Origin of the sequence: Halomicrococcus pelagicus (genome assembly GCF_051917725.1) — an archaeon.
GTDB lineage: Archaea > Halobacteriota > Halobacteria > Halobacteriales > Haladaptataceae > Halomicrococcus.
In genome coordinates this window covers 112,218-138,367 of record NZ_JBQBLX010000007.1, presented here as the reverse complement: position 1 = coordinate 138,367, position 26,150 = coordinate 112,218, and the positions used below count along the sequence as shown (strand labels likewise).

Here is a 26,150-nt window from a genome sequence, read left to right as displayed (position 1 = left end):
CCGAATTGCTCACCCGTCCGTAGAGTCCGTACGTCGAGACCCGGGAGTATCGTACAACGCCTCGCCCGGACTCGCTCCTTCGTCACCGCGTTCGGCGTCGATGGCGTCGTCGATCGTGAGGAGTAGCTGGCTCACCTCGGTCGCACAGACGTACTGCTTCCGACGGTACGCGACGGGGTCAAGAACGCCTGCGTCCACGGTGTCCTCGATCGTTCCGTCCGGTAGGACTAACCCGGCCCGTTCGGAGCCGGTCTCGTGGGCTGCCCGGAGGTCCGCAAGTGTCGTCACCGGGTCACGGCCCCCGTTCCTGGCCAGCGTCGTCACGATTCGGTCCACCGCATCGGCGTACGCCTCGATGGCGAGTTGCTCGCGCGTATCCGTAGACCGCGCGGTGGTTCGAAGCGCTCGTGCGATACGCAGTTCCGTCGCCCCGCCCCCGGGAACGACACCTGAACGACGACCGAGCCCTCGAGCGGCGGCGACTGCGGCCGCGGCTTTCCGGACCTGTCTGGCCATCTGGTCTCCCGGCTGTCCAGAGACGCCGGTGAGTACGGCCGTCACGGTCTCGGGAGCGTCGCATTCGTCGAACACCAGGATACGCCGTCGTTTGCGTCGATGTCGGCGTCGTCCGATGCGCTGCTCCTCGACGAGGCCCGCGTGGCCGAGATCCGCCACCGTCGCGTCGTCGGGTTTGATTATCTCGGTCGCCCCCGTCCCGCGACAGACGTGCGAGAAATCGAGGCTCGTGACGCCACGTACCCCGAGAACGCCCGCGTCGACGAGGAGCCGGAGATAGTGGCGGTCGATTCCCGACCGCGTCACGACTACGTCGACGCCGAGTTCGACGAGGTGGTCGACGACCTCGCGGCGGCGAGCGTGCTCCGCGTCGACCAGCGCGGCCTCCGTCGCGACCGAGTCGACTCGAACGCCCGCTATCGACTCCGGTTCCCGAATCTGTAGCCCTCGGTTGTCCTGCCCACCGAGCGCCAGCACCGTCGCGTCACGCTTCTCCCGCTCCATCTCGGGATGCGCTCGGCTGTAGCGGTCGAGCACTGCGCCGCGAACGAGTCTCGACTCGTCGATTCGGCCGTTCGAGAACCGTCGGACGGCGAACGTCGTCTCGTCCGGCGTTCCGACGGTCTCGACGGCGTCGACCGCGAGCGGGGCCCAGTCGTCCGCGAACGCTCCGACGTCGTTGCCCGTCATCGCCGTTCGAGCGACGGCGCTGGCGGCGGCCGTCGAGTCCGGGAACGCGGAGAGGCTCCGGGTCGCGTCGTCCAGGACGTCCGCGACGACGCCGAGAGCGGTCTCGTAGCCCATGCTGACGGTCGTCGGGTGGAGTCCCTTCTCGAGCAACGTCGCCGCCTCGTCGAGCAGCGCGGCGCCGAGGACGACGGTCGTCGTGATTCCGTCCGGAATCCGTTCCCCCTCGACGTCGGTATCGCCGGGGCGTTCGGGGCCGACGACGCGCAACAGAACGGGTGCGATCGGATGTTCGAGCGGGAGTTCTTCGAGGACGGTCGCGCCGTCGCTCGCGACGACGTACTCGTCGGTGCCCGGGATGCCGCGGTCGGCGTCGCCGCTTCGCGTTTCGAGTTGCGACAGGACGAGCGTGTCCTGCGGCGTCGGGCCGAGCGTCGTGCGAAGGATCTCCGCGATGGCCCGGACGGCAGTGATGTTCGCCTGTGGAAATCGAGGCGCCGGGTCGGACCGCGAGCGTCCCGCCTCTCGTTCCCCCATCGTTCAGTTCCTCCACAGCGTTGCGACGCTCTGGCGCCCGGCGGCGAGCGTAGTGTAGTCGGAGCGAGCGGCCACGGTCATTGGAACTGCTGGCGAACGCCGTCAATCCCGTCGTGCTGGTCGCAGGCCAGCATGAGCTTTATTCGGGCCTTGTGCGCCGGGAGGTCGCCCGCGAAGATGGCGCCGTGCTCGCGTAGCGTCTCACCGCCGCCGTCCCCGCCGTAAACCGGGGTGACGCTGCCGGCCGGGCACCGTGAGGCGACGACGACCGGGGTTCCCGCGTCGACGACGTCCGCGATAGCTCTCCCGAGCGGTGCGGTCGTGTTTCCGAGGCCGGTCGCTTCGACGACGATTCCGTCGACGCCTCGGTCCTGGGCGGCCCTGATCGCCGCGTCGTCGACGCCGACGTCCGAGGTGACGACGGCTACCCGGGCGTCGGGGTCGAGGACGGGGATGTGGTCGGTGTAGCTGCCCGGCTGCCGGAAGTGACGAATCGAGTCGCGCGTGGTGACCGCCACCGGCCCCGTTTCGGGGGACTGGAACGTATCGAGGGCGCTCGTGTGCAGCTTCCGAACGTCGCGGGCGGCGTGGACCTGCTGGTCGAACGCGACGTACACGCCGCCCGTCGTCCGGAATCGGTCGTCGGTGGCGACGCGGACGGCGGTTCGGAGGTTGGCCGGTCCGTCGGGGCTCAGTTCGTCGGGACGGCGTTGTGCCCCGGTGAAGACGATCGGCGCGTCGATGTCGAGCGCGAGGTCGAGGTAGTACGCGGACGACTCCATCGTGTCCGTCCCGTGGGTGACGACGACGCCGTCCGCGCCGTCGGCGATGGCCTGCCGTGCTCGTCGGCCGATAGTTGCGACGGTATCGACGTCGAGTTCGAAGCTGGGAACTTGGGCGACCTGTTCGACGTCGACCTCGGCGAACGCGTCGAGACCGGGGACGGCGTCGAGCAGCGCTGCTCCCGGTTCGGTGGGGGAGGCACCGCCTTCGTCCCGGGTGCTCGCGATGGTTCCCCCGGTTCCGAGCACCTTGATTACAGGTGGCATGGAACAGGGTACGGGATTCTCGGGTAAGTGAGTTTATCCGTTTTCGGGACACGACGAGGATATTTTTGCACGTACGGCCGTTCGACGCACGATACTCGCGATTAACTGCCGTCCGATTCGGGTCTATTTGAATCGCGCGGCTCACAGCATCCGACATCAATCATGATTATGGATGGCGTTGGATGTTCACATGCATCATGGGAGACCCCTTAACTAGACGCAACTTCATGAAGTACGCGGGGTCGGCGTCGGCCGGTCTGGCGGTCGCCGACGGCGCCGCCGCAGACGCGGACGCCAGCCGCGTAGAGAGCCAGGACGGTCTCCAGAACGGACAACGGCCGGTTCAATGGGCGAGCACCGCCTACGCGGCTCGCGACGGCCAGAGTCAGAAGTTCGAGGAGATGACCGACATACCGCTGAACCGGACGATCGGCGACCTTCCGACGACCCAGCAGCGTATCCTCGGCGGTGGCAACGAAACCTTCGACGCCGTTTCCGTCGACACCTCGAGCGCCGGCGCGCTCACGATGGACAACGACGTGACCGCGGCTACCCCGACCTCCGCGCTCGACAAGTGGGACAGCGACGCCATCGCCGACCTGTTCACCAGTCCCGAGGAACGGCTGTCCGACCAGATCGGCGCGCAGGCGGAGACGCTCAGCCAGCAGCTCTGGATGGACGTGAACGACCAGCAACGGCTGCGCTTCCCGCCGACGATTTACAACTTCGACGCCATCGGCTACAACCCGAAGTTCGTCGAACCCGGTAGCGTCTCGAAGTGGTCGGCGCTCTTCGACGACCAGTACAGCGGGCAGGTCCTGTACGACGCAATCGCCGCCATCGGGATTCCCGAAGCCCTCATGCACATGATGGACAACAACATGGTCCAGGGGGAAGTCGGCCAGCTCAACGACCCGACCAGGGACCAGCTCGACCAGGCCATCGACTTCCTCGTCAAGCAGAAGCGGAACGGCCAGTTCCGCTCGACGTGGACCGCGTACGGGAACTCGGTGAACCTGATGGCGAGCGAAGAGGCGGTCGTCGGCGACATCTGGCAACCGGCCGCACTGGACGTGCGGCGCTCGGGGACGCCCTGCAAGTACGCGACGATGAGCGAAGGCGTTCAGGGCTACCGCTTCTGGTACGCCGGCATCATCCCGACCAAACCCGGCGCCCAACAGCGGAACAACGTCGACGAGGTCAACACCCTCATCAACGACGTACACTACGGCGCCTGGTTCCCGGGGTTCATCCAGGGGTGGGGCTACTCCGTCCCGCAGTACCCCAACACGGAACTCGTCCGTACCGGGTCGGACGACTCCGGACAGGGGATGGGGCCGGAGTACTACGACTGGGCGTACCGCGGCGAGCGCACGTACCAGCCCGTGGAGAACCCCAACCTGTTCGACCCGCAGAGCTACGACTGGTCGATGGAGGAGGGGGAACCCGACCAGAACGGCCAGCAGCGCGACTCCGGCCCGATCGAGGAGCGAATCGACCGCATCGGCTTCTTCCAGATCTGGCCGAGCAACGCCGACTACATGATCGAACGCTGGCGGGACTTCACGAGCGCCTGACCGTCTCTCACGTCTCGTCATGTCACCGTCACTCCGCTCCCGAGTTCGCCAGGCCGAAACGTCGCTTCTCGTCGGGCCGACGCTCCTCTGGTTCACCGTCCTCCTGCTGTTTCCGCTCGGCGTGATCCTCTACTACAGCTTCCTCACCTACTCGAGTTTCAGCGTCATCCACGAGTTCACGCTCGAAGCCTGGCGGACGAGCGTCTTCGACGAGACCGTCTACGACGTCTTCGTCCGAACGCTCACCATCGGCGCGACCGTCACCGTCGTGACCCTCCTGTTCGGCTATCCCCTCGCGTACTTCCTCCGCTTCTACATGAGCCAGACCGGCGGCATCGTCCTGCTCCTGTTTCTCGTGATTCCGTTCTGGACCTCCGGCGTCATCCGGACGCTCGGCTGGTATCCGGTCCTCGGCCGGACCGGCGTCGTCAACAAACTCCTCGTCTCCAGCGGACTCCTTCAGGAACCGCTCGGCTGGCTGTTGTTCTCCCCGTTCTCGCAGATCGTCGGGTATCTCCAGAACTACGTCGTCTTCATGGCCGCCCCCATCTACATCTCGCTCGCCCAGATCGACCCCGACCTCCTCGACGCGTCCGAGACGTTGCGCGGGAATCCGCTCGCCACGTTCCGGCACGTGACCTGGCCGCTGAGTCTCCCCGGCGTCGTCATCGGCTCCATCTTCGTGTTCGTGCTCTCGATCGGGAACTTCACCGTCCCGCAGTTCCTGAGCGGCGGCGAAAGCACCATCACGACGCTGATCTACCTCTCCGTCAACTCCGGGCTCAACTATCCCGCCGCGTCCGCGCTCTCGATCGCCCTCCTCGTCGTCATCTTCGCGTTCGTCTACGGACTGACTCGCCTCGTCGACATCACCGAGATCAGCCAGGGGTGACCCGGACGGTCGAAACGGACCGCCCGTCTCTACCGCCCGGGGTCGCCCGTAACGGCGGCGACGGTTCGGCCGGTCACTCGCCGAGGATGTCCTTCTGGAGGTCCACGTCGGGGACGACGCTCGTCTCCGCCAGCAGGAGTCCGTCGCCGGCGTCCCACCCGACGGTCACGGTATCCCCGTCGACGTCGACCCGTTCCGGAATCTTGACCTGAACTTCCATCTCCTGTCCGCCGTCGCTGCGCGCCTCGAGAACGAGTCGGGTCCCTCGACTCGGCTGTCGGATGACGTCCACGACCGAGCACGTAAGCGTATTGTCGGCGGTCGAATCGAGCCGGAGCGCCTGCGGTCGCACGACGAACGGGAGTTTCCGGTCGAGGAGGTCGTCGACGTCGGACCGGACCGTGCGTGCACTCGCGGTGAACTCGCCGAACGGCGTCTCGACGTCGACGGTCGCGGCGTCGGATGAGACGTCCGTGACGCGACCCGTGAAGATGTTCGAGTCGCCGACGAAGGCGGCGACGAACGCCGTCGCGGGACGGTTGTAGACCGCCGAGACCGACCCCGACTGTTCGATACGGCCCTCGTTCATGACGACGATCTGGTCGGCGAGCCGCATCGCCTGGGACTGGTCGTGGGTGACGTACACGAACGTCGTGTCCAGTTCGCGGTGGATTCGCAGCAGTTCGCGTTCCATCCGCTTTTGCATCTTGTAGTCGAGGTCGCCCAGCGGCTCGTCCAGCAGCAACAGCTTCGGTTCGAGGACGAGACTCCGAGCGAGCGCGACGCGTTGCTTCTGCCCCGCGGACAGCGATTCCGGCGAACTCCCGCGAAGGGCCGTCAACTGCATCAACTCGAGCACGTCCTCGACGCGGTCGTCGCGGGTCGCGCGGTCGGCCCGCGTCCGTTCCAGCCCGTATCGGACGTTGTCCTCGACGGAGAGGTGCGGAAACAGCTGGAAGTCCTGGAAGACGAGCCCGATGTCGCGCCGGTACGTCGGGACGTCCGTGACGTCCGTATCGCCGAGCACGATCTCCCCCTCGGTCGGTTCGACCTTCCCGATGATCGAGTGGAGCGTCGTCGACTTTCCACAGCCACTCGGCCCGATCAACACGCAGAAGTCGCCCGCCGCGACGCTGAAGTCGATGTCGTCGACGGCGAGCGTTCCGTCGTCGTAGATCTTCGTCAGGCCCCGGACCTGGAGGACGTCCGGTCGCGTTCCGCCCGTGGTCGAGTCGCCCGGACGGGAGGACTGCGGAACCTCCTCTCCTCGTGGCGTGTCGGTCATCGGTCAGAGCACCTCCAGGTCGTCGATCGTCGTCGTTTCGGTCACGCTGATGGTGTCGAAGTAGACGGCGTCCGTCGCGTCCCAGCCGACGGTAACGGACTCGTGGAGATCGCCAGCCGACGCCTCCCCTGGCTCGACGACCGTCAGGGATCGTCGAGTCCCGTCTCTCGCCGGTACGGCCACCGTGAACTCCGTTCGTTCGCCGGTGTACGTCCGTCCTTCGAGCGTTCCCTCGAACGCGTTGGCCTTCGAAGGTTCGCCGAGAGCCGCGTTCTCCGGGCGAACGATGGTCACCGACTCGTCGGGGAGCGACTTCGAGCGTCCCATCGTCGTCGCCGTCATCTCGCCCACGTCCGTCTCGACGGTGACCGCCTCGCCGTTCCGATTCCGTAGCTGGCTCCGGAAGAGATTCGAATCACCGACGAACCGACCGACGAACGCGGTGGCCGGCCGGTCGTACACCTCGGTCGGCGCGCCTACTTGCTCGATCTGGCCGTCGTTCATCACGACGAGCGTATCGGCGAGTTCGAGCGCCTGCTCCTGGTTGTGCGTGACGTAGACGTACGTACTCCCGGAGTCCGCGTGCAGTCGACGGAGTTCGAGTTCCATCCGCTTCTGGAGTTTGTAGTCCAGATCCGCGAGCGGGTCGTCCAGCAGCATCGTCTCGCAGTCGCGTACCAGCTGGCGGGCGAGTTCCACCCGTTGTTGCTGGCCGCCGCTCAACTCGTTCGGAGTGTCGTCTCTCGTCTCGGCGATTGCGAGCAACTCCAGCATCGAATCGACGCGGTCGTCGATGGCCTCCGAGGTGAGATCGCCCTGCTGTTCGAGGCCGAACGCGACGTTCTCGGCAACGGTCTTGTGCGGAAAGAGCGTGTTCTCGAACTCCTGGAAGACGAATCCCACGTTCGTCTCTCGAATCGGCATCGTCGTCACGTCGCGTCCGTCGAGTTCGACGTGGCCGGCGTCGATGTCGTGCAGGCCAGCGATACACTTCAGCAGGGTGCTCTTCCCGCAGCCGCTCGGACCGACGACGACGCAGAACTCGCCCGGGTCGACCGTGAGGCCGACGTCGGTGAGCACCGACTCGCGACCGAACGTCTTCGAGAGATTACTGACGGCGATGCCGTGTGTGGCCATCCCTCCCCACCTGACTACCTAGCTATCGTTCGTGATAGAGAAAAGGATTGCCCAACTCGGTGAGCGGCGAGGAACGTTCCCGGTGTCGTCGCCTGCTCGAAAATTCCCGAGGGTCACCCCGACCGAGACGCGTTCAAGTGGGAGGGCGAGTCCCTAGACGCCCGAGTTCCCGTCGTCGACGACGAAACTCGCGTCCGTCCGACCTACCGAATTGCGGTGGCCAGCGGCCGTGAACCGGTAGTACTCGGTGTCGGGTTCGAGACCCCTCACGTCCACGTGGACGGATGTGCGTGTTCCAGTTTCGCGAAGACGACGCCGGCCTTCTCGACCGACGCCACGTCCTCCGTCGATGCGATCTTCCCCCGAACGGGAACTTTCTTCCGGGGCATCCCACTACCCTCTGGAGAGGGTTCGGCGCGAGACGGGTCCACAACACCACGGAGTCCGGCAAGAGGTCGCGCGAGGCAACCCCCAGCGAGGACGGGTCGCCTTTGAACCGGCCGCCGTCGTCCATCACTGCGTGGTCGTGCCCGACTGTCGTGCATAAAACACGAGGAGCAATAGCTTTCGGCGATGCTCCCCAGGTACGCGCATGAACCGAAAGCTGGTCCCGGTCACGGGAATGTCGTGCAGCAACTGCGAACAGACGATCGAGAGCGCCCTCGGGAGGCTCGACAGCGTAACGCGCGTCGAGGCCGACCACGAGGACGACACCGTCGAGATAGTCGTCGACGACGACGTGGAGGACCGCGACATCCGCGAAACGATCGAGAGCGCGGGCTACGACGTTCCGGCGTAGTCGTCCGGCGTCTCTTCCGTCGCGGGTCCCGTTTCATCACCTTCGACCGCGAAGTCCGCGTTCACGCCTTCGCCGCCGAGCAGTCGTCCCACGAAACTGTTGGCCAGCACCGCGGACACCGACAGTACCATCGCGATCATCGCGAACACCGGATGGACGAGGCCGGTCGTCGCGGCGGCGACGCCGATGCCGTTGAACGAGAACGCGGCGGCGAGATTCTGTCGCGTCTTCCGACGGCTCTCCGCACCAATCTCGTAGGCGTCCATCACGCCGCTGAGTCGCTCGCCCATCAGCACGACATCGGCGGACTCGATGGCGATGTCGGTGCCCGCGCCGATGGCGATGCCGACGTCCGCCTGCGTGAGCGCCGGCGCATCGTTGATTCCGTCGCCGACCATCGCCACGCGGTGGCCCAGGTCCTGCAGGCGGCCTATCTCCTCGCGCTTCTCGCCGGGGAGGACGTCGGCCATCACCCGGTCGATGCCGACCGCGTCCGCGACCGCGTTCGCGGTTCGCTCGTTGTCGCCCGTGATCACCACGGGCGTGACGTCGGCGTCCTCCATCCGCCGGACGGTTTCGGCGGCGTCGCTCTTTATCTCGTCGCCGATGCCGACCAGGCCGACGAGCGCACCGCCCTCCACCACGCCGGAGACGGTGAGCCCGCGGTGCTGAAGTCGCTCGATCTCGTCGCTCGCGGGCGAGAGGTCGACCCCTTCGGTTTCGAGCCAACCGGGCTTGCCCACCAGCACGTCAGAGCCGTCGACGGTGGCAGCAACGCCGTTTCCGGTCGTAGAGTCGAACGCTTCGGGGTCGCCGTACTCGACGCCACGCTCGTCGGCACACGCGAGGATGGCGGCGGCGAGCGGATGCTCGCTGAATACCTCCGCACTCGCTGCCGCGGCCAGCACGTCCGCCTCGTTCCCGTCGAACGCCACGACCTCGGAGACCCCGGGTTCGCCGACGGTGACGGTCCCCGTCTTGTCGAGGACGACGTGGTCGACGTCCGGGAATATCTGGAAGGCGTCGCCACTCCGCATCAGGATGCCCCGATTTGCGGCCTTCCCGCCGCCGCGGACGAGAGCCAGTGGAGTCGCCATGCCGAGCGCACAGGGGTAGCCGAGGACGAGGACGGCGAGTGCGGCGAAGGCACCTCGCTGGACGTTCGGACTACCGCCCCACGTCGGCGGGGCGACCACCCAGAGGAGGAACGAGAGTCCCGCGACGGTGAGCACGCCGGGGACGAAGTACTCGAGGACGCGATCCGCGAGCCGGACGACCGCGGGCTTCGTCGCACGGGCCTCCTCGATTTCGCGAGCGACCCGGTTCAGAAACGCGTCCTCTCCGGTCGCGGTCACCTCGACGAGGAGCGTCCCGGTCTCGTTCACGCTCCCGCCGATCACCTCGTCGCCCGGCCGTTTGTCTTCGGGAGCGGACTCGCCGGTCGCCACCGACTGGTCGACGGTCGACTCCCCATCCACTACGTCACCGTCGACGGGAACGCGTTCGCCGGGCTTGACCCGGACGCGGTCGCCGACAGCGAGGTCGGCGACGGCGACTTCTTCGACGTCACCCTCGACAGTGACGCGGCGAGCGGTGTCCGGTCGGAGGTCGAGCAGGTTCTGCACCGCCTGGGAGGCCCGCGTACGGACGAGCAAGCTGGTGTACTCCGAGAGGACGTGATAGGTGGTGATGAAGACCGAGACGGCGAAGAAGTGGACGGTCGGGAAGTCGGGGAAGACGGACAGACCGAGGAACCCGCCGAACAGCCCTGCGAACGCCCCCGCCTCGAGCAGCACGTGCTGGTTGAGGATGCCCCTGCGGAGGCTGTTGTACGCCTTCTCGATAACGTAACCCCCCGGCCCAAACACCGTTCCGAGCGCGAACGCGAGCGTGACGAGGTCCATCGCCAGCGACTCGGATTCGAAGCGTCCCGTCACGAGTATCATCCACAGCATCAGCGCGGCGGTGGCGATGGAGGCGCCGCCGGCGAGCAGGAGTCGGCGCTTCCCGTCGGCGAGTTCCGCCCGTCGTTCCTCGAATCGCTTCCGCTTGTTCGGGTCACGAATCGTGTACCCCAGGTCGCGGAGCGTGTCCTTCAGTTCGACCTCGCTCAGCGTCGCCTCGTCGTACCGGACGAGGACCTCCTCGTGGGCGAGGCTCACGTCGACGTCTTCGACGCCTTCCGTCCTGTCGTACGCCTTCTCGATGCTCTCGGCGCAGAACGAACAGGCCATACCACCGACGTTGAACTGTTTCTGTGTCGTCCCCACCGTACCTTCACGTCGCCGTGTGGTACCCATAACCATTACGACGTGAATCGTCGCGCGTCGCTGCCAGCGGTGCCGTCTGCGCGCCAGCGTCTCGGGGTCCTACGTATCGCTCGCCGACGATCGAATGGCATCGGGACGGCGGGCCGCTGGGGGAGGCGACGAGGTCGGGGAGCGTCGTTCGGTGGAAACCGTTCACACGTTTCAACGGAGTCGGAGACAGTTCAAAGCGTTCATCGGGCAAAACGATTCCCGGTGTCTAATACCACCCCGTCCGACTCCCGAGACGCATCCGACAGTCCGACGGTGTCCGTGACTCGCGCCGGCGTGGAAGTCGGATGCAGATGCGGTGATGACAGAAGCCACCCGTCGCCTGCGCCCACCGCATCGTGAGCCCCCTGCGCCCGTCGGTCGCAGCGACCGACGCTCACGGCTACCCACCCGCCGACGACGCTGTCATCCCCCCGCCGCTTTCCGACGGAGCGCCCCGACTTCCGCCGTCCGTCTCTATCGTCCCGAAGAGTCCCGTCGCGAGTCGGAAACCGGAACTCCACACCGGGCGGTACGGGAGCCACCGACACCTGCTGGCGAGCGAGCAGGTTGGGGCTGCACGGACGTGAGTCCGGTACCGCAGCTGTTCCGCCCACCGGGAGTTCTCGTCTCTCTTCGGGTCTACGGGCGGACGAGGCGAGTGCCTCGGCAAGTAGCGCCGATGCGGTTCACTCGGGTACTTGCAGCGTTTCGTAGACGAGTATGGTGTTGGTGCTCCGGACGACGACGAGCTTCTCGTCGATCGTGAATCGGACTTCGACGTGGCTCCGTTTGTCCGAACTCGCGTCGATGAGCGCGTCGAGCGCGTCCGGATCGAGATGCTCGTACAGGGTGAGTGTCGTCTGGCCGTCGGGCGGCTCGGTGGCGTCCAGAACGGCGTCGACGACGCCGTGTTTCGGCGACCGGGACGAATCCATCGAATAGGACCCCATCAGAGTGTACTGAGTAGACACGCTCGGGCCGGGACGGTCCGTCTCGGTGCCAAACCAGGTAGTCGTTGTAGCGGTCATCGATGTCCTCCGTGCGAGTACGTTCGGCCTCCATCTGGTTGAGTAATCGGTGCTTATGGCGGAACGAAGCGGTCAGCGAACCAGAGCACCGAACACTCGCTCCTCGATTTTTCGGAGATGTTCGCCCGCAGTCGTAGGTGCGATTCCGACGGCGTCCGCCACGTCTTCGTGCGTCGACTGCCGGGGCGCGCTGTAGTATCCGACTTCGACTGCTGCCTCGAGCACTTCTCGTTGGCGAGTCGTCAGCAGTCTCGTGAACGAACCTTCGTCCGGTTCGTAGGTACCCGTCTCGACGACCTCGAACGTAAGGGCAGTCTCCTCGACGACGTCACGGAACAACGTCTGGAGGTCCGGGTCACTCCCCAGATGGGTTATTCGAAGCGACCCGTCGGTGTTGATGCGAATCGGCATCTCGATGACGACGTCCGATTCGCGTCCGAGTTCCAGGATTCGTCGCGTCGAGGGCGTCGGCTCGAACTGGCTCACTGCCATCCAGCGTTCCTCACCGGAGACGAGATAGTCGACGACGTAGGGCGAGTCTCGCATGATCTCCCGATATCGGTCCTGGGCACCGCTCCCCTCGGCGAGCAACAGCACCGTATCGTCGGCGAGGAGTTCGACGTGGTGAATCGCTTCCCGCTCGAGCGATGGTTCCTCGGCGAGTTCCTTTCCGAGCGGATGGAACGTGCCGGTCTCGGCCGGGTGAGCGAGGACCGTGAGATATCGCATACGCGCGGAGGCAAGCGCCGACTGGACTTAAAGAATCGTGCATGACTTGCAGTCGGCGTTTCGCAGTCGACGACGAACGGAGAGACATGGGACACACGGGAGAGACGCCCGACGTCGCGATCGTCGGTGGCGGCATCTGCGGGCTGACCACGGCACTCGCGCTCGAACAGCGGGGTCTGGAGCCGACCGTCTACGAGGCCGCCTCGGAATATCGACCCGTCGGTGCCGGAATCCTCCTGCAGACGAATGCGTTGCTCGTCTTCGACCATCTCGGTGTCGTCGACCGCATCCGTACCGAGGGAGTTCCCCTCGAGGACAGTCAGATTCGGTCCCCGAGCGGACGGGTTTTGAAACGATTCGACCTGGAGGGGGTCGAACGGAACGACTTCGGCTACGGCTTCGTCGCGATACACCGTGCCAACCTGCTGCGGATACTCCTCGACGAACTGAACACCGAGGTCGAAACGGGAATGGCGTGTACGGCGGTGACCGACGCGGACACGCCGACAGTCCGGTTCGCCGACGGGACGCGCGTTCACCCCGACGTTCTCGTCGGGGCGGACGGCATCGACTCCGCCGTTCGCGACGCGGTCGCTCCGGACGTCGAACTGCAAGCGATGGACGGTATCGTCTATCGGGCCATCGCCACGCTCGAACTGCCCGAGCAGTACCGCGCTCTGGGATTCGAGATATGGGGCGAGGGAACCTACACCGGTGGTGCACCGCTCGACTCCGACCGGTTCTACTGGTTCGCGACGGCACCCGAGCGACTGGCGGCGGATACGACCGACCCACGAGAGACGACCTCGGCGCTCCGCGACCACTTCGCTACGTTCCCCGACCCGATTCCATCCGTCGTCGAATCGCTCGACGAGAACGACGTCATCGTCACCGAGCTGGAGGACGTTCCGCCACTCGAACGATGGTATCGCGGGTCGGTCGTCCTCGCCGGTGACGCTGCCCACGGGATGTTACCGTTCGCCGGACAGGGTGCGGCTCAGGCGATCGAGGACGCGCTCGCGCTGGCCCACTCGATAGATGCGCACGCAGATCGGTCAGCAGCCTTCGCGACGTACGAATCCGAACGAAAGCCCAGAGCCGACCGGATTCGGTCCGAGTCGGAGAGACTGGGGAGGCTCGGGACGATGCAATCGAGCATCGGCTGTCGGGCGCGCAATCTCGCGTTCGAACTGCTTCCGGACGCGCTCTTTCGACGGGTACGGCGGCGGCGCGTATCCGACACCTGGCTCCCCGAGGCTGCCATCGAGGAACACGATGCCAGCACCCGGGCTGCTCCGGACTAACGGTCAAAATGAGACGAGAGCGCGTGTCGTCCGAACTGCGGCTTGCTCACGACCTCGGAAGAGGGCAACACTGCGGGTTCGGACGAGGCACGGTCAGTGGGAAGCGTTATAAAAACAGTCAATTATACAGACATGTGTGATGGAAGATAGTACGACCTCGGAACGAGGTGATTCCACCGCGCCAGGCGAGAACGGGCTTCGTGGACTCGCCCGGCGCCACCAGACGACCGCGTTCTTCCTGGTGACCCTGCTCGTATCGTGGGGGTGCTGGGCCCTCACCTACGTCGCGTTGCCCAGCGACGAGTTGACACAGGTTCATTTCGTCCCGGGCGCGTTCGGGCCGATGATAGCCGCGGCCCTCGTCACCTGGGCGAGCGGGGGTGACCTCCGGGCGTGGGCGGCACAGATCGTCGACTGGCGGGTTTCGCCGCGATGGTATCTCGTCGCGCTGGGACTCCCCATCGTGCTCATGGTCGGGGGCGTCACGGCCGGCGTAGCACTCGCGGGCGCTTCGCTCGACGCGTCCGTACTCACCCGACGGCTTCCCCAGTATCCCGTCGGGCTCCTCTTCGTACTTCTCGTCGGTGGTGGACAGGAGGAGCCGGGCTGGCGGGGATTCGCCTTGCCGCGGCTGCAGGAGACGTACAGTTCCCTCACCGCGAGTCTGATCGTCGGTGGCGTGTGGGCCGTCTGGCACCTGCCGCTGTACGTCATGGGATTCCCCCGAAACGAGACAGGGAGCTTCCTGCTGTACGCACTGTTAGTGGTCGGGGTTTCGATACTCCTGACGTGGTGTTACAACAGCACCGGCGGAAGCGTCCTGCTCGCCATGCTGTTCCACGCCAGCGTGAACACGTCGGGGGGACTCCTCCCGGTTCGAGAAGGCGTCGCGGAACAGTGGCCGCTTGTGGTCGACGGGGCGTTGATTATCGCCATCTGGCTCGCTGCGGTCGCCGTAGTTAGCTGGAACGACGCCGAATCGCTGTCCCGCCGGGGGATTCCCGACCCGAGGAGTGCCGGCGTCGAATCGGACCGGTGAGAACACGGTAGCCGACTCCAGCCGCGACTGCGGCTTCGAACCCGGAGGGCCGGAATCCGTCGACCGGTGCAGAGAGTCCGTTTCGAGACCGCGTCGTTATTCGTCCGGACCACCAACGACGACCGTGTTCGTCGTCCTCTGTGGGCCACCGGCCACCGGGAAGACCACACTCGCGACGGAGTTGCACGAGCGGCTCCGAGCGCGCGGGTACGAGTTCGAACGTCTCTCTTCGGACGAGTTCTCCCGGCGAACGTACGGGCAGATGTACGAACGGGTCGCGGACAGCGACGCGGACTGGCTCGTCGACGGAACCTTCTACAGACGGGAGTGGCAGGAGCGGTTCCGACGATTGGAGGACGTCCACTTCGTCCGCGTGACGGCCGACGTCGAGACGTGTCTGGCTCGCAACCGCGCGCGCGAGGACGCCATCTCCGAGAAGGGACTCCACGTCGTCCACGCGGAGTTCGCGCCGCCGCGGGAGGCGCTTACCATCGACACGGACGAACGGTCCCTCGACGCCGCCCTCGACGGACTCGAAGCGGCCGTCCTGTCCTGGCTGGACGACGAGAACTGAACCGGCCCGTTCGCGGACGATTACGAAGAGAGGAGAGGTTCGAAACGGTCGCGAAAGCGCGTGAGAGCACCCGGTCTCGTGCGGTCGGAGCGACGGACGAGAGCTGGATTACTTGCCCGGGTTGGGGTCGAACACCTCCGGATTTTCGGGGCCGTCGGCCTGGACGATGGCCATACAGCCCTTGCGAGCGACCCGGGTCAACGAGTGGTCGACCAGCTTGAAATCGCCCGGAACCGGGAAGTCCATCGTGGCGACGGTGGTGCTGCCGGGCGCGACCTGTTTGGTCTGGATGTGGGTCTGGGGTCGCGTCGTCAGCGATCCCTCGGGCCAGAGCTTCTCCCAGACGTTGCCGATGGGGTGGAAGCTACTGGTGAGGTTCGGCCCGCCCGTGACGAAGTACACCCGCGCGGTGTCGCCCGTCTCGACCTTGGCGGGGCCGTACTTGTCCGGCGTGCAGGCGTACTTCTCGCCGTTTATGACGACGTACGTCGGTTCCTCGCGGCGCATCGCTCCCATGTCGAACTCGTGTTTCCCCTTCTTGCCCGCGCGCTCGGTGGTGTATATCTCGTGTTGGCCGAAGTAGAACTCGTGGTCTACCTCCGGCAGGCCGTCCTCGGGTTCGACGAGGATGAGGCCGAACATTCCCGCCGAGATGTGCATGTCGAGGTTCGGCACGGCGCAGTGGTAGATGTACGCTCCGGGGTAGGTCGCCTTGAACGTCAGGCGGGCGGTCTCGCCCGGTGCGGTCATCGTGGCTTCGGCACCGCCGCCCGGTCCCGCGGCCGCGTGGAAGTCCACGTTGTGGGGCAGGTCGTTCTCGGCGGGGTTGTCGAAGGTGAGGTTGACCGTGTCACCCTTCCGGACCCGGATGAGCGGGCCGGGAACCTGACCGTTGTAGGTCATGTACGTGAACCGAACCCCGTCCTCGATTTCAGCCGTGACCTCCTCCGGACGGAGGGTCACGTCGACTTCCTTCGGCTCGGTTCGGGTTATCGGGGACGGGATGTCCGCCGGGTCTGCAGCGACGCGATTTGCCGTCTTCTGTTTGTTCGTGGGTTCGTGCGTCTGTGTCTGTGTCGTTTGCGGCGTGGAGCTACTCGAACAGCCGGCGAGCGAGGCCGCACCGCCGAGGCCGATTCCCTGCAGGACCGTTCGTCGAGTGGCTTGTGGCATTGGGGCTCACCTCACAGTTGCAAGTAGTGTCCGACATATCTTGAAACAAACATCCGGTTCTCAGACGGCTGGAAGGCTGGCGAACGTATTCGCGTCGTTCTCGGATTCTGGGAATCGGCGGGCAATCCGGCGAAGTACGGTCGAGCGAATAGCGGAAAAGCGACCGAAAAACGAGCCGAGGGGAGTTCAGTCGTCGCTCTCTAGCGACGACCCGGCCACCACGGGAGCGTCGGCGGGGTCGTCGGTCGGCGTCGTCTCGCCACGGTTCGACACCTTCTTCGCCACGTCGTAGCCGAAGATGACCGTCCCGAGAATGACCAACGTGTCCCCGGGCATCCGCGCCCAGAACAGCAACTGGACGAGGTCGTCCTGGTAGAACGCGAGGCTCCGGGCGGCGTCGTAGGTCTGGGTGAATGCGACCTCGAGCTGGAGGAAGCCCACCGGAAGCAGACTGATGCCGACCATCAGCGCCAGTCCCAGGTTCCAGGCCCAGAACGCCCGCCGGAGGTTGGTCTCGTCCCACTTCGCTTCGGGCACCGCGATGCGCAGCATGTAGGTCACCATTCCGAGCGCGAGGAAGCCGAACGCGCCGAACATCGCGGCGTGGGCGTGAGCGACTGTGAGGTAGGTGCCGTGCTCGAAGTAGTTGATCAGCGGGAGGTTGATGAAGAAGCCGAGCACCCCCGCGCCGACGAAGTTCCACACGCCGCTGGCGACGATGAACATGAACGGGAGCGTGTAGGGAAACCGCTCGCCGCTCGTCGACATCGCCCGGTACTGGCCGATGGCCTCGTAGAGGATGAAGACGAGGGGGATGAGTTCCAGCGTCGAGAAGGCGCTCCCGATGGGGACCCAGAAGTCCGGCTGGCCGACCCACCAGTAGTGGTGGGAGACGCCGATGACGCCCGTACCCATCACCAGCAGGGCCTGAACCATCACGGCCTTCTCCGCCGACCGCTTTTCGAGCAGGTTCATGCTGACCAGCGTCACGCCGACCAGCGCGACGATGAAGAACTCGAAAGCGCCCTCTACCCACATGTGGACGACCCACCAGCGCCAGAACTCCGTGACGACGATGTTGGTCTGGGGCGTGTAGAGGAAGCCCGCGGTGAACAGCAGAGCAATGGAACCGCCCGCGTACAGAATCATGTGCGCGAGGCCCCACTTGGGTTCGCGGTCGAGCAGGGGCTTGAGTCCGCGCGCGGTCAGTCCGGCCCACGCGAGGAAGCCGACGAGGATGCCGACCTGCCAGAGTCGGCCGATTTCGAGGTACTCCAGCCCCTCGTTGCCGAGTATCCACCAGAGCTGGCCGTCGAAGTAGCCGTTCGCGCCGAGCCAGACGCCCGCCAGGCCGCCGACCGAGACCACGACCAGCGCGGCGAGGAGCCAGTTGACGTACCGGCCCTGGTTCTTCGGCTCGCGTTTGGTCAGCAGTGGCGGGAGGAACAGCCCGGCACCGAGCCACAGCGTGGCGATCCAGAGGATGCCGAGGTCGATGTGCCACGTCTTGGCGATGGCGAACGGGAGCAGCCGGAGGAAGTCGACGCCGAGCAGTTCGCCGAGACCGAAAAAGCCCGCGCGCTCAACGTAGTAGTGTGCGAGCAGACCGCCGAGGAGGACCTGCCCGAGGAACAGTCCGACTCCGACCAGGATGAACCGGAGCGCGGCGGCCTGTCCGGGGAACAGGTCCACGTCGTTCGGTCGGGGAATCGAGACGCCTTCGGTCTCGGGTTCGGGGAGTTCGATGGACTTGTAGAGCCAGACGCCGACGCCCGCCCCGCCGACGAGGAGCACCATGGCGACGGCGCTCCAGGTCATGGCCGCGCCGGTCGCTTCGTTACCGGCCGCTGGCTGGTACGGCCAGTCGTTGGTGTAACTGTGGCTCGTACCGGGACGCTCGGTGTGGGAGATCCACGCGGTCCAGAGCGCGAAGTCCGCGAACCGCCTCGCCTCCTCCTCGCTCGATATCATCCCGTCGGGAACGCCCCGCTCGGGTGCGCCGTCGTGGTATCGCTCGACGTACACCTGTCGGACCTGTTCGTGGGCGTACGCCTCGGCTGCGGAGTATCGAATCTTCGCGCCGGGGTCGCCGTCGCCGAGGTCGGATTTCACCTGCGCGTCCACGGACGCCCGTTCGCCCGCGGAGAGCGCCCCGTAGGACTCACCGTACTGCTCCCGGGCGTAGTACTGTCGGACGTACTTCACCTTCAGGTCGAGCGTGTCGGCGGTGAAGTCCTCGCCGTAGTACGCCCCGTTGCCCAGAATCGACCCGTGGTTCATCAGTCCGTCCGACTGGAAGGTCGTCTTGCCCGCCCGCACTTGCTCGGCGGTGACCACCGTCTCGCCGTCCGGACCGACGACCTCTTTCGGGATGGGCGGAGCCTGCTCGTAGGAGTACCACGCGCCGACGCCCATCACGAGCAGATTCAGGACGAAGACCGTCGCCAGTATCTTGCCGAGTGTGCTACGTCTCACTCTCATACACGTCGGAGTTCGTCGACGTGGGGCTTTTAACCGGAACGCAATTCCTGAAAATTGGGAAGGGGTCCGAACGTGTTCGTCCCAGTCTTGGGTCCCGTGTTCGACCTCCGAGTACGACGTTCGAGGAGGCGAGGGGCGGTGTCGGAACGAGGTGGGGGACGGACGTGCGCGACGCTATCTGGTCGACGTTCAAAATAGGACGGCGGTGACGGCGATTCGAACCCGTCGTACTGCTCGCGCGTCGTGGTCGACTGGTCTCCGGCCGACTACTGCTTGGGAAACCTGGCGACGAACTTCTCTGCCGCCTCGCGCTCTACCTCGTAGTTGTCGGCGTCGAACGACTCCACCTCCGCCTGCATCTCGTAGAACAGCGGTTTGGGTTCGTGGTCGTTGACTATCTCGAGGACCTCGCCGCTGTCCATCTCCTCGAACGTCTCGTGTATCTTCGGGTGGCGTTGCGGCGGCGGAATCTCGCGTACGTCTAGCGTCGGCATACACGTACACTGAGACGGACCGGCCTATTCGGGATTCCCCCGAACCTGTTCGGACCGCGCGAAAGAGGAGCGTCTGGAGACCGTGCGCTCCGAGCGAGGCCCCCCGCGTCGGACTGACGAACGTCGTCGCCGTACGCAAACGCCGGGGAAACGGAGGTCGGTCCCCTGGAGGAAGTCGCGTTACGCGTCGGCTTCTGGGTCGAACGCTCCCCTCCGCAGCCCCTCACGCACGGGGTCGTGTTCCGCGTCGGTCGGCGGCGGGGCCGTCACGAGCGTGGCCTCCAGGCGCTCGTCTCCAGCCTTCACGCCTCGACGCTCCCCGGCGGGAACGACCACCACGTCGCCCGGTCCGACATCGCGGTCGGTCTCGCCGTCGCGAACGACGCCCCGGCCGTCCCGGACGGTTATCGCCACGTCGCTGTCGGGTGCGTGGACGGGGATGAACTGTCCCGGTTCGAAGTAGCCGAGGACGACCTTCATCCGGTCGCTCCGGAAGACCGACCGGGCGCTGAATCGCTCGTCGTCGTACTCCCGCTCCGCGTCGAAGTCGGTGGCGACCATGCTAGAACCGTAGCGCGAGTCGGTCGTGGAGGCTTCGCCGAACGTGTTCGGGCCACGGCAGCGATGGTTTCGTCGAGAGAAGCGAACCACGGGGGTCCCCTAGTCCGCGTCGGGGTCGCTCCCGGCCCGCGCGAGGAAGCCGACACGGAGCGACTCGGGGCCGTGACGGACGACGACGCCGACCAGATTCAGCGCGAACACCGCGAAGCCGAGGGTCGCCACGACCCCGCCGACGAGACGGGCGATTTCGACCTCAGCGACCCCACCGCCGACGACCAGGACGAGACCGCCGAGGGTCGCCCAGAAGTCCGCCGCGGCGAGCCGGTCGTCGTAGAGGTCGTCTATCATCGGCACCGGTTCGAGGCCCACGCGGTCGCTGTACTGGCGGACCCAGACGATGAAGGGGACGACGTGGTAGAGCGTCCCGAGCAGGACGAAGCCGACCACCACCGCGAGCAGGAGGTGGGTCGCGTCGGGCGGTCCGAAGGTCGCCGCCGGGTCGGTCGGGTCGGCGACCCACGCCGGCAGCGAGACGAGCACCCAGACGACGAGCGCGAGAGCGACGACCGCGTACCTGGAGAGCATCGGCGTCCACTCGACCCTAGTCTCGTAGAGTTTTCGTCCGAAGACGACCGCGAACGACAGCAGACTCGCCAGCACGAGCAGCGCGCCGATTCGAGCGGGCCACTCGGCCGCGAACAGACGTCCGCCCGCGAGCGCGACCACGCCGACCGGGTAGCCCACCTCCTCGAACCGCCGCAGGGGCGCGTCCACGCCGTGGAGTTCGGTCTGGGTGAACATCGTCGCCAGCTGGTAGAGCGCGCCCACGACCGTCGTGAGCACGACGCCGAACACCGCGAGCGTGGCGTGAGCGGCGACGACTCGCGGACGGGCGAGTCCCGCCGGAGCCAGCGTGGGCCGGACGAAATCGAGCGCGAGGACGAAGCCGAACGCGGTGACGACGACGACGTAGCCGAGCGCGAGCGCGAAGTGACGCTCGGTCACGTCGAGGCTCTCGGCCTGCCGGAGCGTCCGGGCGACGTTGTAGACGAAAGTCCAGAACCCGGCGAGCATCAGCCCGCCGGCGACCGCGAGCCGGTCGAGTCGCCCCGACAGCAGCAGGCCAGCGAATCCGGCGACGCCAGCCGCGACGAGCGCGAGCTGGGCGACTGCGAGCCGCCGCGAGTGGAGGTCCACGCCCGACCAGACCGGAACGAACTGGGTCATCGCACCCATGATGGTGATACAGACCCACCCGACCAGCAGGAGGTGGACGTGGGCCAGCCCCGCGAGTCCACCGTCGAACCCCGCGGCCGAGGCTACACCGAGGGCGCTCCCCGCGAGCAGGAACGCGAAACCGACGAGGAAGTGGCCCAGGGGCACCGTCATCGGCGGGCCACGGTCGGCGTCGACGCCTGCGGGGACGGTCATCGTGGCGTTATCTCGACGCGCCACTCGTCCGGCCTGGTCTGCTCGGTCTCGTGGTCGAAGTCCCGCTGGTCCAACGCCGCGTACAGCGGTTCCGGCTCGAAGCTGTTGACGAGCACCAGCGTCTCGCCGGCGTTCAGTTCGTCGAGTGCCGACATGATATCGCTGAACGGTTCGCCCTCGATTTCACGCACGTCGAGCTCTCGTGGCATGTGTCACTCTCCGTGAGACGTCGGTCTATCGGTTGTCCCGACCATGTTCGACCGGGCACGGCGGAGACCGTGAGCGCACCTCGCAGACGTTCGGCCGGCCGCATCGTTCCGGAGCGGCCACGCAATCGCACGACAACGTCGCGACCACCGACCGACGGCTCGATCCGCCACCTCAGAACGGGGGCGACGGCCCGTCGTCGGCGTTCGAGTCGGGGGGGTCGCTCTGGTCACGAAGCCGACGTTCGAGGTCGCGGAGTTTTCCGTTTATCTCGGTGCTCTGCTGGTGCATCGGTGCGACGGCGACCGACACCCGGTCGTAGTCGTGACGGTCGCTCAGTCCGTTCCACGCACGCAGTGCGCCGACCGTGAGGCTGTCGCTCTGCGGACAGAACTTCGTCGTCGGCGTGAACTCCGCGAGCAAGACGTTTCTCTCTCCGGGGGCGACCGCGTACCGGAACCCGGCATCGGGGTGGCGCGAATCGAGGTTGAGGCGCGCGAGGTTGTAACCGAACGTCGCGTCGTAGACGCCCCGCTCTTCGAATATCTCGCGCGTGAGACGATGGAAGTCGACGTGGTCGTCGCCCGTCAGCACGTCGGTTCCCTCGAGGAACGGACCGGGTTCGGGCAGGTGTCGGGGGACGAACTCGTCGTAGTCGTCGAAGGTTTCGTCGCTGGCATCCTCGCTGGCGAACGGACGCGGGAATCCGGGCATGTGCGTGAGTAGGTCGAGGCGTCCGGTATCGGTGGCCCCGAACACGTTCGGACGGGATTTTCACCCGGCAGGAATCGGAGCTACTGCCATTTACGTACCCCACGAACCCCCGACCGATGACGGAACGCGATACGCTCGACCGACGGACGACGTCGAAGACGAGGGACGCGATCGTCGCGGAGTGAATCACTAGCATGTCCACACCTGCGAGCAACTCCGCCGGACCGCCGCCACGCGTAGACACGGCCGAACGCCCCTTCGTGCTGATATGGGAACTCACGCAGGCCTGCGACCTCGCCTGCGAACACTGCCGGGCCGACGCTCGGCCCGACCGCCACCCGGACGAACTCTCGACGAAGGAGGCGAAGCGCCTCCTCGACCAGACTCGCGAGTTCGGGGAGAATCAACTGGTCGTGTTCTCCGGCGGTGACCCCCTGAAGCGCGACGACGTCGTCGACCTCGTGGAGTACGGAACCGACGTCGGCCTGAGCGTCACGATGACGCCGAGCGGCACCGCCTCGCTGACGCCCGACGCAGTTCGCGAACTCGCCGACGCGGGTCTGCGCCGGATGGCGGTCAGCATCGACGGTGCGACGGCCGACGACCACGACGACTTCCGGGGCGAACCGGGAAGCTTCGACGAGACGTTACGGGCCGCGTGTGCCGCCCGAGACGCGGGACTGCCGCTGCAGATCAACACGACGGTCTGTCGACAGACCGTCTCGGACCTGCCGAAGATAGCCGACCTCGTGGCCGACCTCGGGGCGGTCCTCTGGAGCGTCTTCTTCCTCGTCCCGGTCGGGCGGGGTGCGGCGTTGACGCCCATCTCTCCCGACCGGGCCGAGCGAGTGATGGAGTGGCTGGTCGACACCGACTGGCCGTTCGGCGTCAAGACGACCGAGGCACCCCACTATCGCCGGGTCGCCGTCCAGCAGACCGAGCGACCGCCGGACCGACAGATGGGTATCACCGCGGGTGACGGCTTCGCCTTCGTGAGTCACGTCGGCGAGGTCTACCCGTCGGGGTTCCTCCCGCTATCGGCCGGAAACGTTCGCGACCGGAGCGTGGTGGACGTCTACCGGGACTCGGAACTGTTCGAGTCGCTCCGCGAGAAAGACTCCCTTCGCGGGAAGTGCGGCGCCTGTTCGTTCCGCAACGTCTGCGGCGGAAGTCGGTCCAGAGCCTACGCCTACACGGGCGACCCGCTCGAAAGCGACCCTCTCTGTTCGTTCGTACCGGAGGGGTACGACGGACCGCTTCCGTGGACGGACGCCGAGTGACGTCCGTCGCCGACGTTCCCGTCCGTCGGGCGTCGAGACGAACGTGTTCGGGACAGTCGATTCGGGAGCCGAATCCGAATCCGGGTTCGTGACCCGACTCGCAGCACGGTGCGACCGGAAAACCACCGACGAAGATGCACTCGACGCCCGAGAGGTGGCCGACCTGGTCCGCGACCGGGCCGAGCGAATCCGTCGCCGGGAGCTCCAGACTGCGCTCCGACGGCTGGAGACCCGCGGCGAGGTGGCGGCCGAGGACCGCCGGACGGTGTCTCGCCTCTCGGCCCGGATTACCGACGCGCTCGTCGAACGCTGGGTGGCGAATCTGGCCGACGACGGCGTCGACCACGCGGTCGCGCTCGAACTGCTCGCCGACGGCGAGGAGACCCGAACACGTTCGGAGATGGGATAACCGGGCCTCGCTTCCCGTTTTCGAGTATGAGAGTCGGCATCGTCGGCGGCGGCATCACGGGACTGGCGGTCCACCACTATCTGCGGGCGTCGGGCGTCGAGAGCGTCCTCTTCGAGGCGGCCGACGAACCCGGCGGCGTCGTCCGGAGCGCCGAAATCGAGGGGCGGGTACTCGACTTCGGACCCCAGCGAACTCGCCTCACCCCCGACGTCGCCGGACTCGTGGAGTCGCTCGGACTGACGGAGGAACTGCGGGAGGCCGACGACGTCCCCCTGTACGTCTACCATCACGGGAGGCTTCGGCGGGTGCCTCAGACGCCGCGAGCGGCGGTGACGACCGACCTGCTCTCGTGGCGCGGGAAGGCCCGGGTTCTCCTCGAACCGTTCACCGGTCCGGCCCGCGACGGCGAGACGGTCGAGGAGTTTTTGACCCGGAAGTTCGGGGACGAGGTCGCCCGGTACTACTTCGGACCGCTCTACGGGGGCATCTACGGGTCACGTCCCGGCGAGATGCCGATGGAGTACTCGCTGTCCCGGGCGCTCGACTCGGCCGGCATCGAGGGAAGCGTCCTGACGTCGGTCGTCCGGAAGTTCCTGAACGGCCGGGAGGCTCCGCCGATCGCCTCGTTCGACGACGGTCTCCAGCGATTGCCGGCGGCACTCGCTGATGCCCACGAGGAGAGCGTCCGCCTCGGAACCCCGGTGCGGGCGATGCACCGGGAGGGACCGGGGGCGAGGTTCGTCCTCGAAACGGCGGCTGGCGAGACGGTCGCGGACGAACTCGTTGTCACGACCCCGGCCGACGTGACCGCCGGTCTCCTCTGTGACCTCGCACCCGACTCCGCCGACGCACTCCGAACCCTGAACTACAACCCGCAGGTCGTCGTCCACCTCCACTCCGAGGCCGACCTGACGGGTGCAGGGTATCAGGTCCAGTACGACGAGGAGTTCCGGACGCTCGGCGTGACGTGGAACGCGAGTCTGCTGGACAGGGACGGCGTCTACACCTGTTTTCTCGCCGGGTCACGGAGTCCGGAGATGGTCGAGTGGAGCGACGAGCGCCTGGCAGCAGTGGCGGTCGAGGAGTTCGAAGAAGTCACCGGCCGTCCGGCGCGGGTACTGTCCGTGCATCGACTGGAACGCGGGATGCCCGCCTACGACGCGAGCTGGACCGCACTGGACGGGGTTTCGACGCCCGAGGGAGTCCACCTGTGTACGAACTACACGTCGCGGGCGGGGATTCCGGGCCGGATTCGGGAGGCGAGGGCGACGGCGGAAACCCTGGCCGAGCGCCAGACCGCCGACGTCACCCCTCGCTGTACTCCTTGATAATCTTCTCCTCCACGCGGTGCAGGACCTCGCTGGCGGTCGATTTCGCCACTCCGGCCTCCTCGGCGAGTTCCGTCAGCGAACACTCGCGCGGGGTGTCGTAGTACCCCGCCTCCACCGCGGCGTCCAGCAACTCCTGCTGACGGTCGGTCAGTAGACTCTCGGAGTCGACCATCTCCCGGACGTACTCCACGTCGAAGGACATCCCGAACGCCTCCAGTTGCGTCGTGAACGCCGAGAGACGGTCGCGCGAGGCGGTTATCTCGATCTCCGCCACGCCCTCCTGCACGGTGAACGGAAGCTCGAGCGGTAGCCCCGACTCCTGCACCGAAAACAGCAGGAGGGGTTCGGTCGTCTCGAACTCCACGAGCGCGGTCTCCGCGGAGGCCTCGTGGGGTTCGAGGCTCACGATTTCCTCGTCGTCGTCCATCGCGCGCACGACGGCGGGCAGGTCCGACGACGTGATCTCCAGCAGGCCGACGCCCGTTTCCTCGGCGGGGAAGGCGGCGAGCACGCGGAACTCGGCGTTCGGATGGGTCGACGACACCTGATGAATCCATACGTCTTCCGGGAGCGTGATGTGCAGTTTCGCGGTCGGCATCTGTACGTACATGTTCGG

At 66.4% G+C, this 26,150-nt stretch carries 26 protein-coding genes; 10 read left to right on the top strand and 16 right to left on the bottom strand.

The features are described 5' to 3' along the window. Window positions 1-9: 9 nt before the first annotated feature. Together ACTF4R_RS18535 and ACTF4R_RS18530 are read right to left on the bottom strand one after the other, a co-directional pair. Window positions 10-1,740: a TCP-1/cpn60 chaperonin family protein gene (locus ACTF4R_RS18535; protein WP_440009577.1), complete on the bottom strand. Its 1,731-nt coding sequence runs from the start codon at window positions 1,738-1,740 to the stop codon at window positions 10-12. A gap of 77 nt (window positions 1,741-1,817) precedes the next feature. Beyond that, window positions 1,818-2,789, bottom strand: coding sequence for an asparaginase (locus ACTF4R_RS18530; RefSeq protein WP_440009576.1), 972 nt, complete (start codon window positions 2,787-2,789; stop codon window positions 1,818-1,820). Between the two features lie 197 nt (window positions 2,790-2,986). Here ACTF4R_RS18530 and ACTF4R_RS18525 point away from each other — a divergent pair, with 197 nt between their 5' ends. Together ACTF4R_RS18525 and ACTF4R_RS18520 are read left to right on the top strand one after the other, a co-directional pair. Then, the gene (locus ACTF4R_RS18525; RefSeq protein WP_440009574.1) at window positions 2,987-4,366 is read left to right on the top strand and encodes an extracellular solute-binding protein; all 1,380 of its coding nucleotides are present in this window, start codon (window positions 2,987-2,989) and stop codon (window positions 4,364-4,366) included. A gap of 19 nt (window positions 4,367-4,385) precedes the next feature. After that, on the top strand, window positions 4,386-5,258 hold the full coding sequence (locus ACTF4R_RS18520; RefSeq protein ID WP_440009571.1) for an ABC transporter permease: 873 nt from the start codon (window positions 4,386-4,388) through the stop codon (window positions 5,256-5,258). Window positions 5,259-5,331: 73 nt separating this feature from the next. Here ACTF4R_RS18520 and ACTF4R_RS18515 read toward each other — a convergent pair whose 3' ends face one another. The 3 genes from ACTF4R_RS18515 to ACTF4R_RS18505 form a co-directional block, all read right to left on the bottom strand. Then, a complete protein-coding gene (locus tag ACTF4R_RS18515) occupies window positions 5,332-6,543 on the bottom strand; it encodes an ABC transporter ATP-binding protein (RefSeq protein ID WP_440009569.1) in 1,212 nt (403 codons plus the stop codon). 3 nt (window positions 6,544-6,546) lie between these two features. Beyond that, a complete protein-coding gene (locus tag ACTF4R_RS18510) occupies window positions 6,547-7,680 on the bottom strand; it encodes an ABC transporter ATP-binding protein (RefSeq protein WP_440009567.1) in 1,134 nt (377 codons plus the stop codon). Between the two features lie 266 nt (window positions 7,681-7,946). Then, window positions 7,947-8,069 (bottom strand): hypothetical protein, encoded by a 123-nt coding sequence (locus tag ACTF4R_RS18505; protein ID WP_440009564.1) that lies wholly within the window; start codon window positions 8,067-8,069, stop codon window positions 7,947-7,949. A gap of 203 nt (window positions 8,070-8,272) precedes the next feature. On the opposite strand from ACTF4R_RS18505, the gene ACTF4R_RS18500 reads away from it, so the two are divergent. After that, the gene (locus tag ACTF4R_RS18500; RefSeq protein ID WP_440009561.1) at window positions 8,273-8,479 is read left to right on the top strand and encodes a heavy-metal-associated domain-containing protein; all 207 of its coding nucleotides are present in this window, start codon (window positions 8,273-8,275) and stop codon (window positions 8,477-8,479) included. Here ACTF4R_RS18500 and ACTF4R_RS18495 read toward each other — a convergent pair. After that, the gene (locus tag ACTF4R_RS18495; protein ID WP_440009559.1) at window positions 8,461-10,749 is read right to left on the bottom strand and encodes a heavy metal translocating P-type ATPase; all 2,289 of its coding nucleotides are present in this window, start codon (window positions 10,747-10,749) and stop codon (window positions 8,461-8,463) included. The two genes, ACTF4R_RS18500 and ACTF4R_RS18495, sit on opposite strands and share 19 nt — an antisense overlap. Before the next feature lie 386 nt (window positions 10,750-11,135). Here ACTF4R_RS18495 and ACTF4R_RS18490 point away from each other — a divergent pair, with 386 nt between their 5' ends. Beyond that, window positions 11,136-11,366 (top strand): hypothetical protein, encoded by a 231-nt coding sequence (locus tag ACTF4R_RS18490; RefSeq protein ID WP_440009557.1) that lies wholly within the window; start codon window positions 11,136-11,138, stop codon window positions 11,364-11,366. Window positions 11,367-11,465: 99 nt separating this feature from the next. On the opposite strand, the gene ACTF4R_RS18485 is transcribed toward ACTF4R_RS18490, so the two are convergent. Together ACTF4R_RS18485 and ACTF4R_RS18480 are read right to left on the bottom strand one after the other, a co-directional pair. After that, entirely contained in the window at window positions 11,466-11,714 is a 249-nt protein-coding gene (locus ACTF4R_RS18485; RefSeq protein ID WP_440009554.1) for a HalOD1 output domain-containing protein, read from the bottom strand. Between the two features lie 165 nt (window positions 11,715-11,879). Further along, window positions 11,880-12,536, bottom strand: a complete 657-nt coding sequence (locus tag ACTF4R_RS18480; protein ID WP_440009552.1) for a helix-turn-helix domain-containing protein — start codon at window positions 12,534-12,536, stop codon at window positions 11,880-11,882. A gap of 86 nt (window positions 12,537-12,622) precedes the next feature. Here ACTF4R_RS18480 and ACTF4R_RS18475 point away from each other — a divergent pair, with 86 nt between their 5' ends. From ACTF4R_RS18475 to ACTF4R_RS18465, 3 genes are all read left to right on the top strand, one after another. Further along, window positions 12,623-13,840, top strand: coding sequence for an FAD-dependent oxidoreductase (locus ACTF4R_RS18475; protein WP_440009549.1), 1,218 nt, complete (start codon window positions 12,623-12,625; stop codon window positions 13,838-13,840). A 139-nt stretch (window positions 13,841-13,979) separates the two neighbouring features. Continuing rightward, on the top strand, window positions 13,980-14,879 hold the full coding sequence (locus ACTF4R_RS18470) for a CPBP family intramembrane glutamic endopeptidase (RefSeq protein ID WP_440009547.1): 900 nt from the start codon (window positions 13,980-13,982) through the stop codon (window positions 14,877-14,879). Between the two features lie 124 nt (window positions 14,880-15,003). Next, complete coding sequence (locus ACTF4R_RS18465; RefSeq protein ID WP_440009544.1) at window positions 15,004-15,453, top strand: AAA family ATPase; 450 nt, start codon at window positions 15,004-15,006, stop codon at window positions 15,451-15,453. Between the two features lie 108 nt (window positions 15,454-15,561). Here ACTF4R_RS18465 and nirK read toward each other — a convergent pair whose 3' ends face one another. The 7 genes from nirK to ACTF4R_RS18430 form a co-directional block, all read right to left on the bottom strand. After that, complete coding sequence (nirK, locus tag ACTF4R_RS18460) at window positions 15,562-16,626, bottom strand: copper-containing nitrite reductase (protein ID WP_440009541.1); 1,065 nt, start codon at window positions 16,624-16,626, stop codon at window positions 15,562-15,564. A gap of 186 nt (window positions 16,627-16,812) precedes the next feature. Beyond that, a complete protein-coding gene (locus tag ACTF4R_RS18455; RefSeq protein WP_440009539.1) occupies window positions 16,813-19,107 on the bottom strand; it encodes a nitric-oxide reductase large subunit in 2,295 nt (764 codons plus the stop codon). A 266-nt stretch (window positions 19,108-19,373) separates the two neighbouring features. Continuing rightward, window positions 19,374-19,601, bottom strand: a complete 228-nt coding sequence (locus ACTF4R_RS18450) for a DUF2249 domain-containing protein (RefSeq protein ID WP_113278901.1) — start codon at window positions 19,599-19,601, stop codon at window positions 19,374-19,376. A gap of 180 nt (window positions 19,602-19,781) precedes the next feature. Beyond that, on the bottom strand, window positions 19,782-20,162 hold the full coding sequence (locus ACTF4R_RS18445; protein ID WP_440009537.1) for a cupin domain-containing protein: 381 nt from the start codon (window positions 20,160-20,162) through the stop codon (window positions 19,782-19,784). A gap of 99 nt (window positions 20,163-20,261) precedes the next feature. Continuing rightward, the gene (locus tag ACTF4R_RS18440; protein ID WP_440009535.1) at window positions 20,262-21,593 is read right to left on the bottom strand and encodes a hypothetical protein; all 1,332 of its coding nucleotides are present in this window, start codon (window positions 21,591-21,593) and stop codon (window positions 20,262-20,264) included. Beyond that, window positions 21,590-21,802 (bottom strand): DUF2249 domain-containing protein, encoded by a 213-nt coding sequence (locus ACTF4R_RS18435; RefSeq protein ID WP_440009532.1) that lies wholly within the window; start codon window positions 21,800-21,802, stop codon window positions 21,590-21,592. The genes ACTF4R_RS18440 and ACTF4R_RS18435 overlap by 4 nt, the downstream gene beginning before the upstream one ends. 172 nt (window positions 21,803-21,974) lie before the next feature. Beyond that, a complete protein-coding gene (locus tag ACTF4R_RS18430; RefSeq protein WP_440009530.1) occupies window positions 21,975-22,514 on the bottom strand; it encodes a DUF7998 family protein in 540 nt (179 codons plus the stop codon). A gap of 194 nt (window positions 22,515-22,708) precedes the next feature. On the opposite strand from ACTF4R_RS18430, the gene ACTF4R_RS18425 reads away from it, so the two are divergent. The 3 genes from ACTF4R_RS18425 to hemG are packed head-to-tail and all read left to right on the top strand — an operon-like array spanning window position 22,709 to window position 25,531. Further along, a complete protein-coding gene (locus tag ACTF4R_RS18425) occupies window positions 22,709-23,794 on the top strand; it encodes a radical SAM protein (RefSeq protein WP_440009528.1) in 1,086 nt (361 codons plus the stop codon). Window positions 23,795-23,837: 43 nt separating this feature from the next. Beyond that, window positions 23,838-24,203, top strand: coding sequence for a hypothetical protein (locus ACTF4R_RS18420; RefSeq protein ID WP_440009525.1), 366 nt, complete (start codon window positions 23,838-23,840; stop codon window positions 24,201-24,203). Window positions 24,204-24,229: 26 nt separating this feature from the next. Continuing rightward, complete coding sequence (gene hemG / locus ACTF4R_RS18415) at window positions 24,230-25,531, top strand: protoporphyrinogen oxidase (protein ID WP_440009522.1); 1,302 nt, start codon at window positions 24,230-24,232, stop codon at window positions 25,529-25,531. Here hemG and ACTF4R_RS18410 read toward each other — a convergent pair. Next, window positions 25,509-26,132, bottom strand: coding sequence for a helix-turn-helix domain-containing protein (locus ACTF4R_RS18410; RefSeq protein WP_440009926.1), 624 nt, complete (start codon window positions 26,130-26,132; stop codon window positions 25,509-25,511). The two genes, hemG and ACTF4R_RS18410, sit on opposite strands and share 23 nt — an antisense overlap. Window positions 26,133-26,150: the final 18 nt, after the last annotated feature.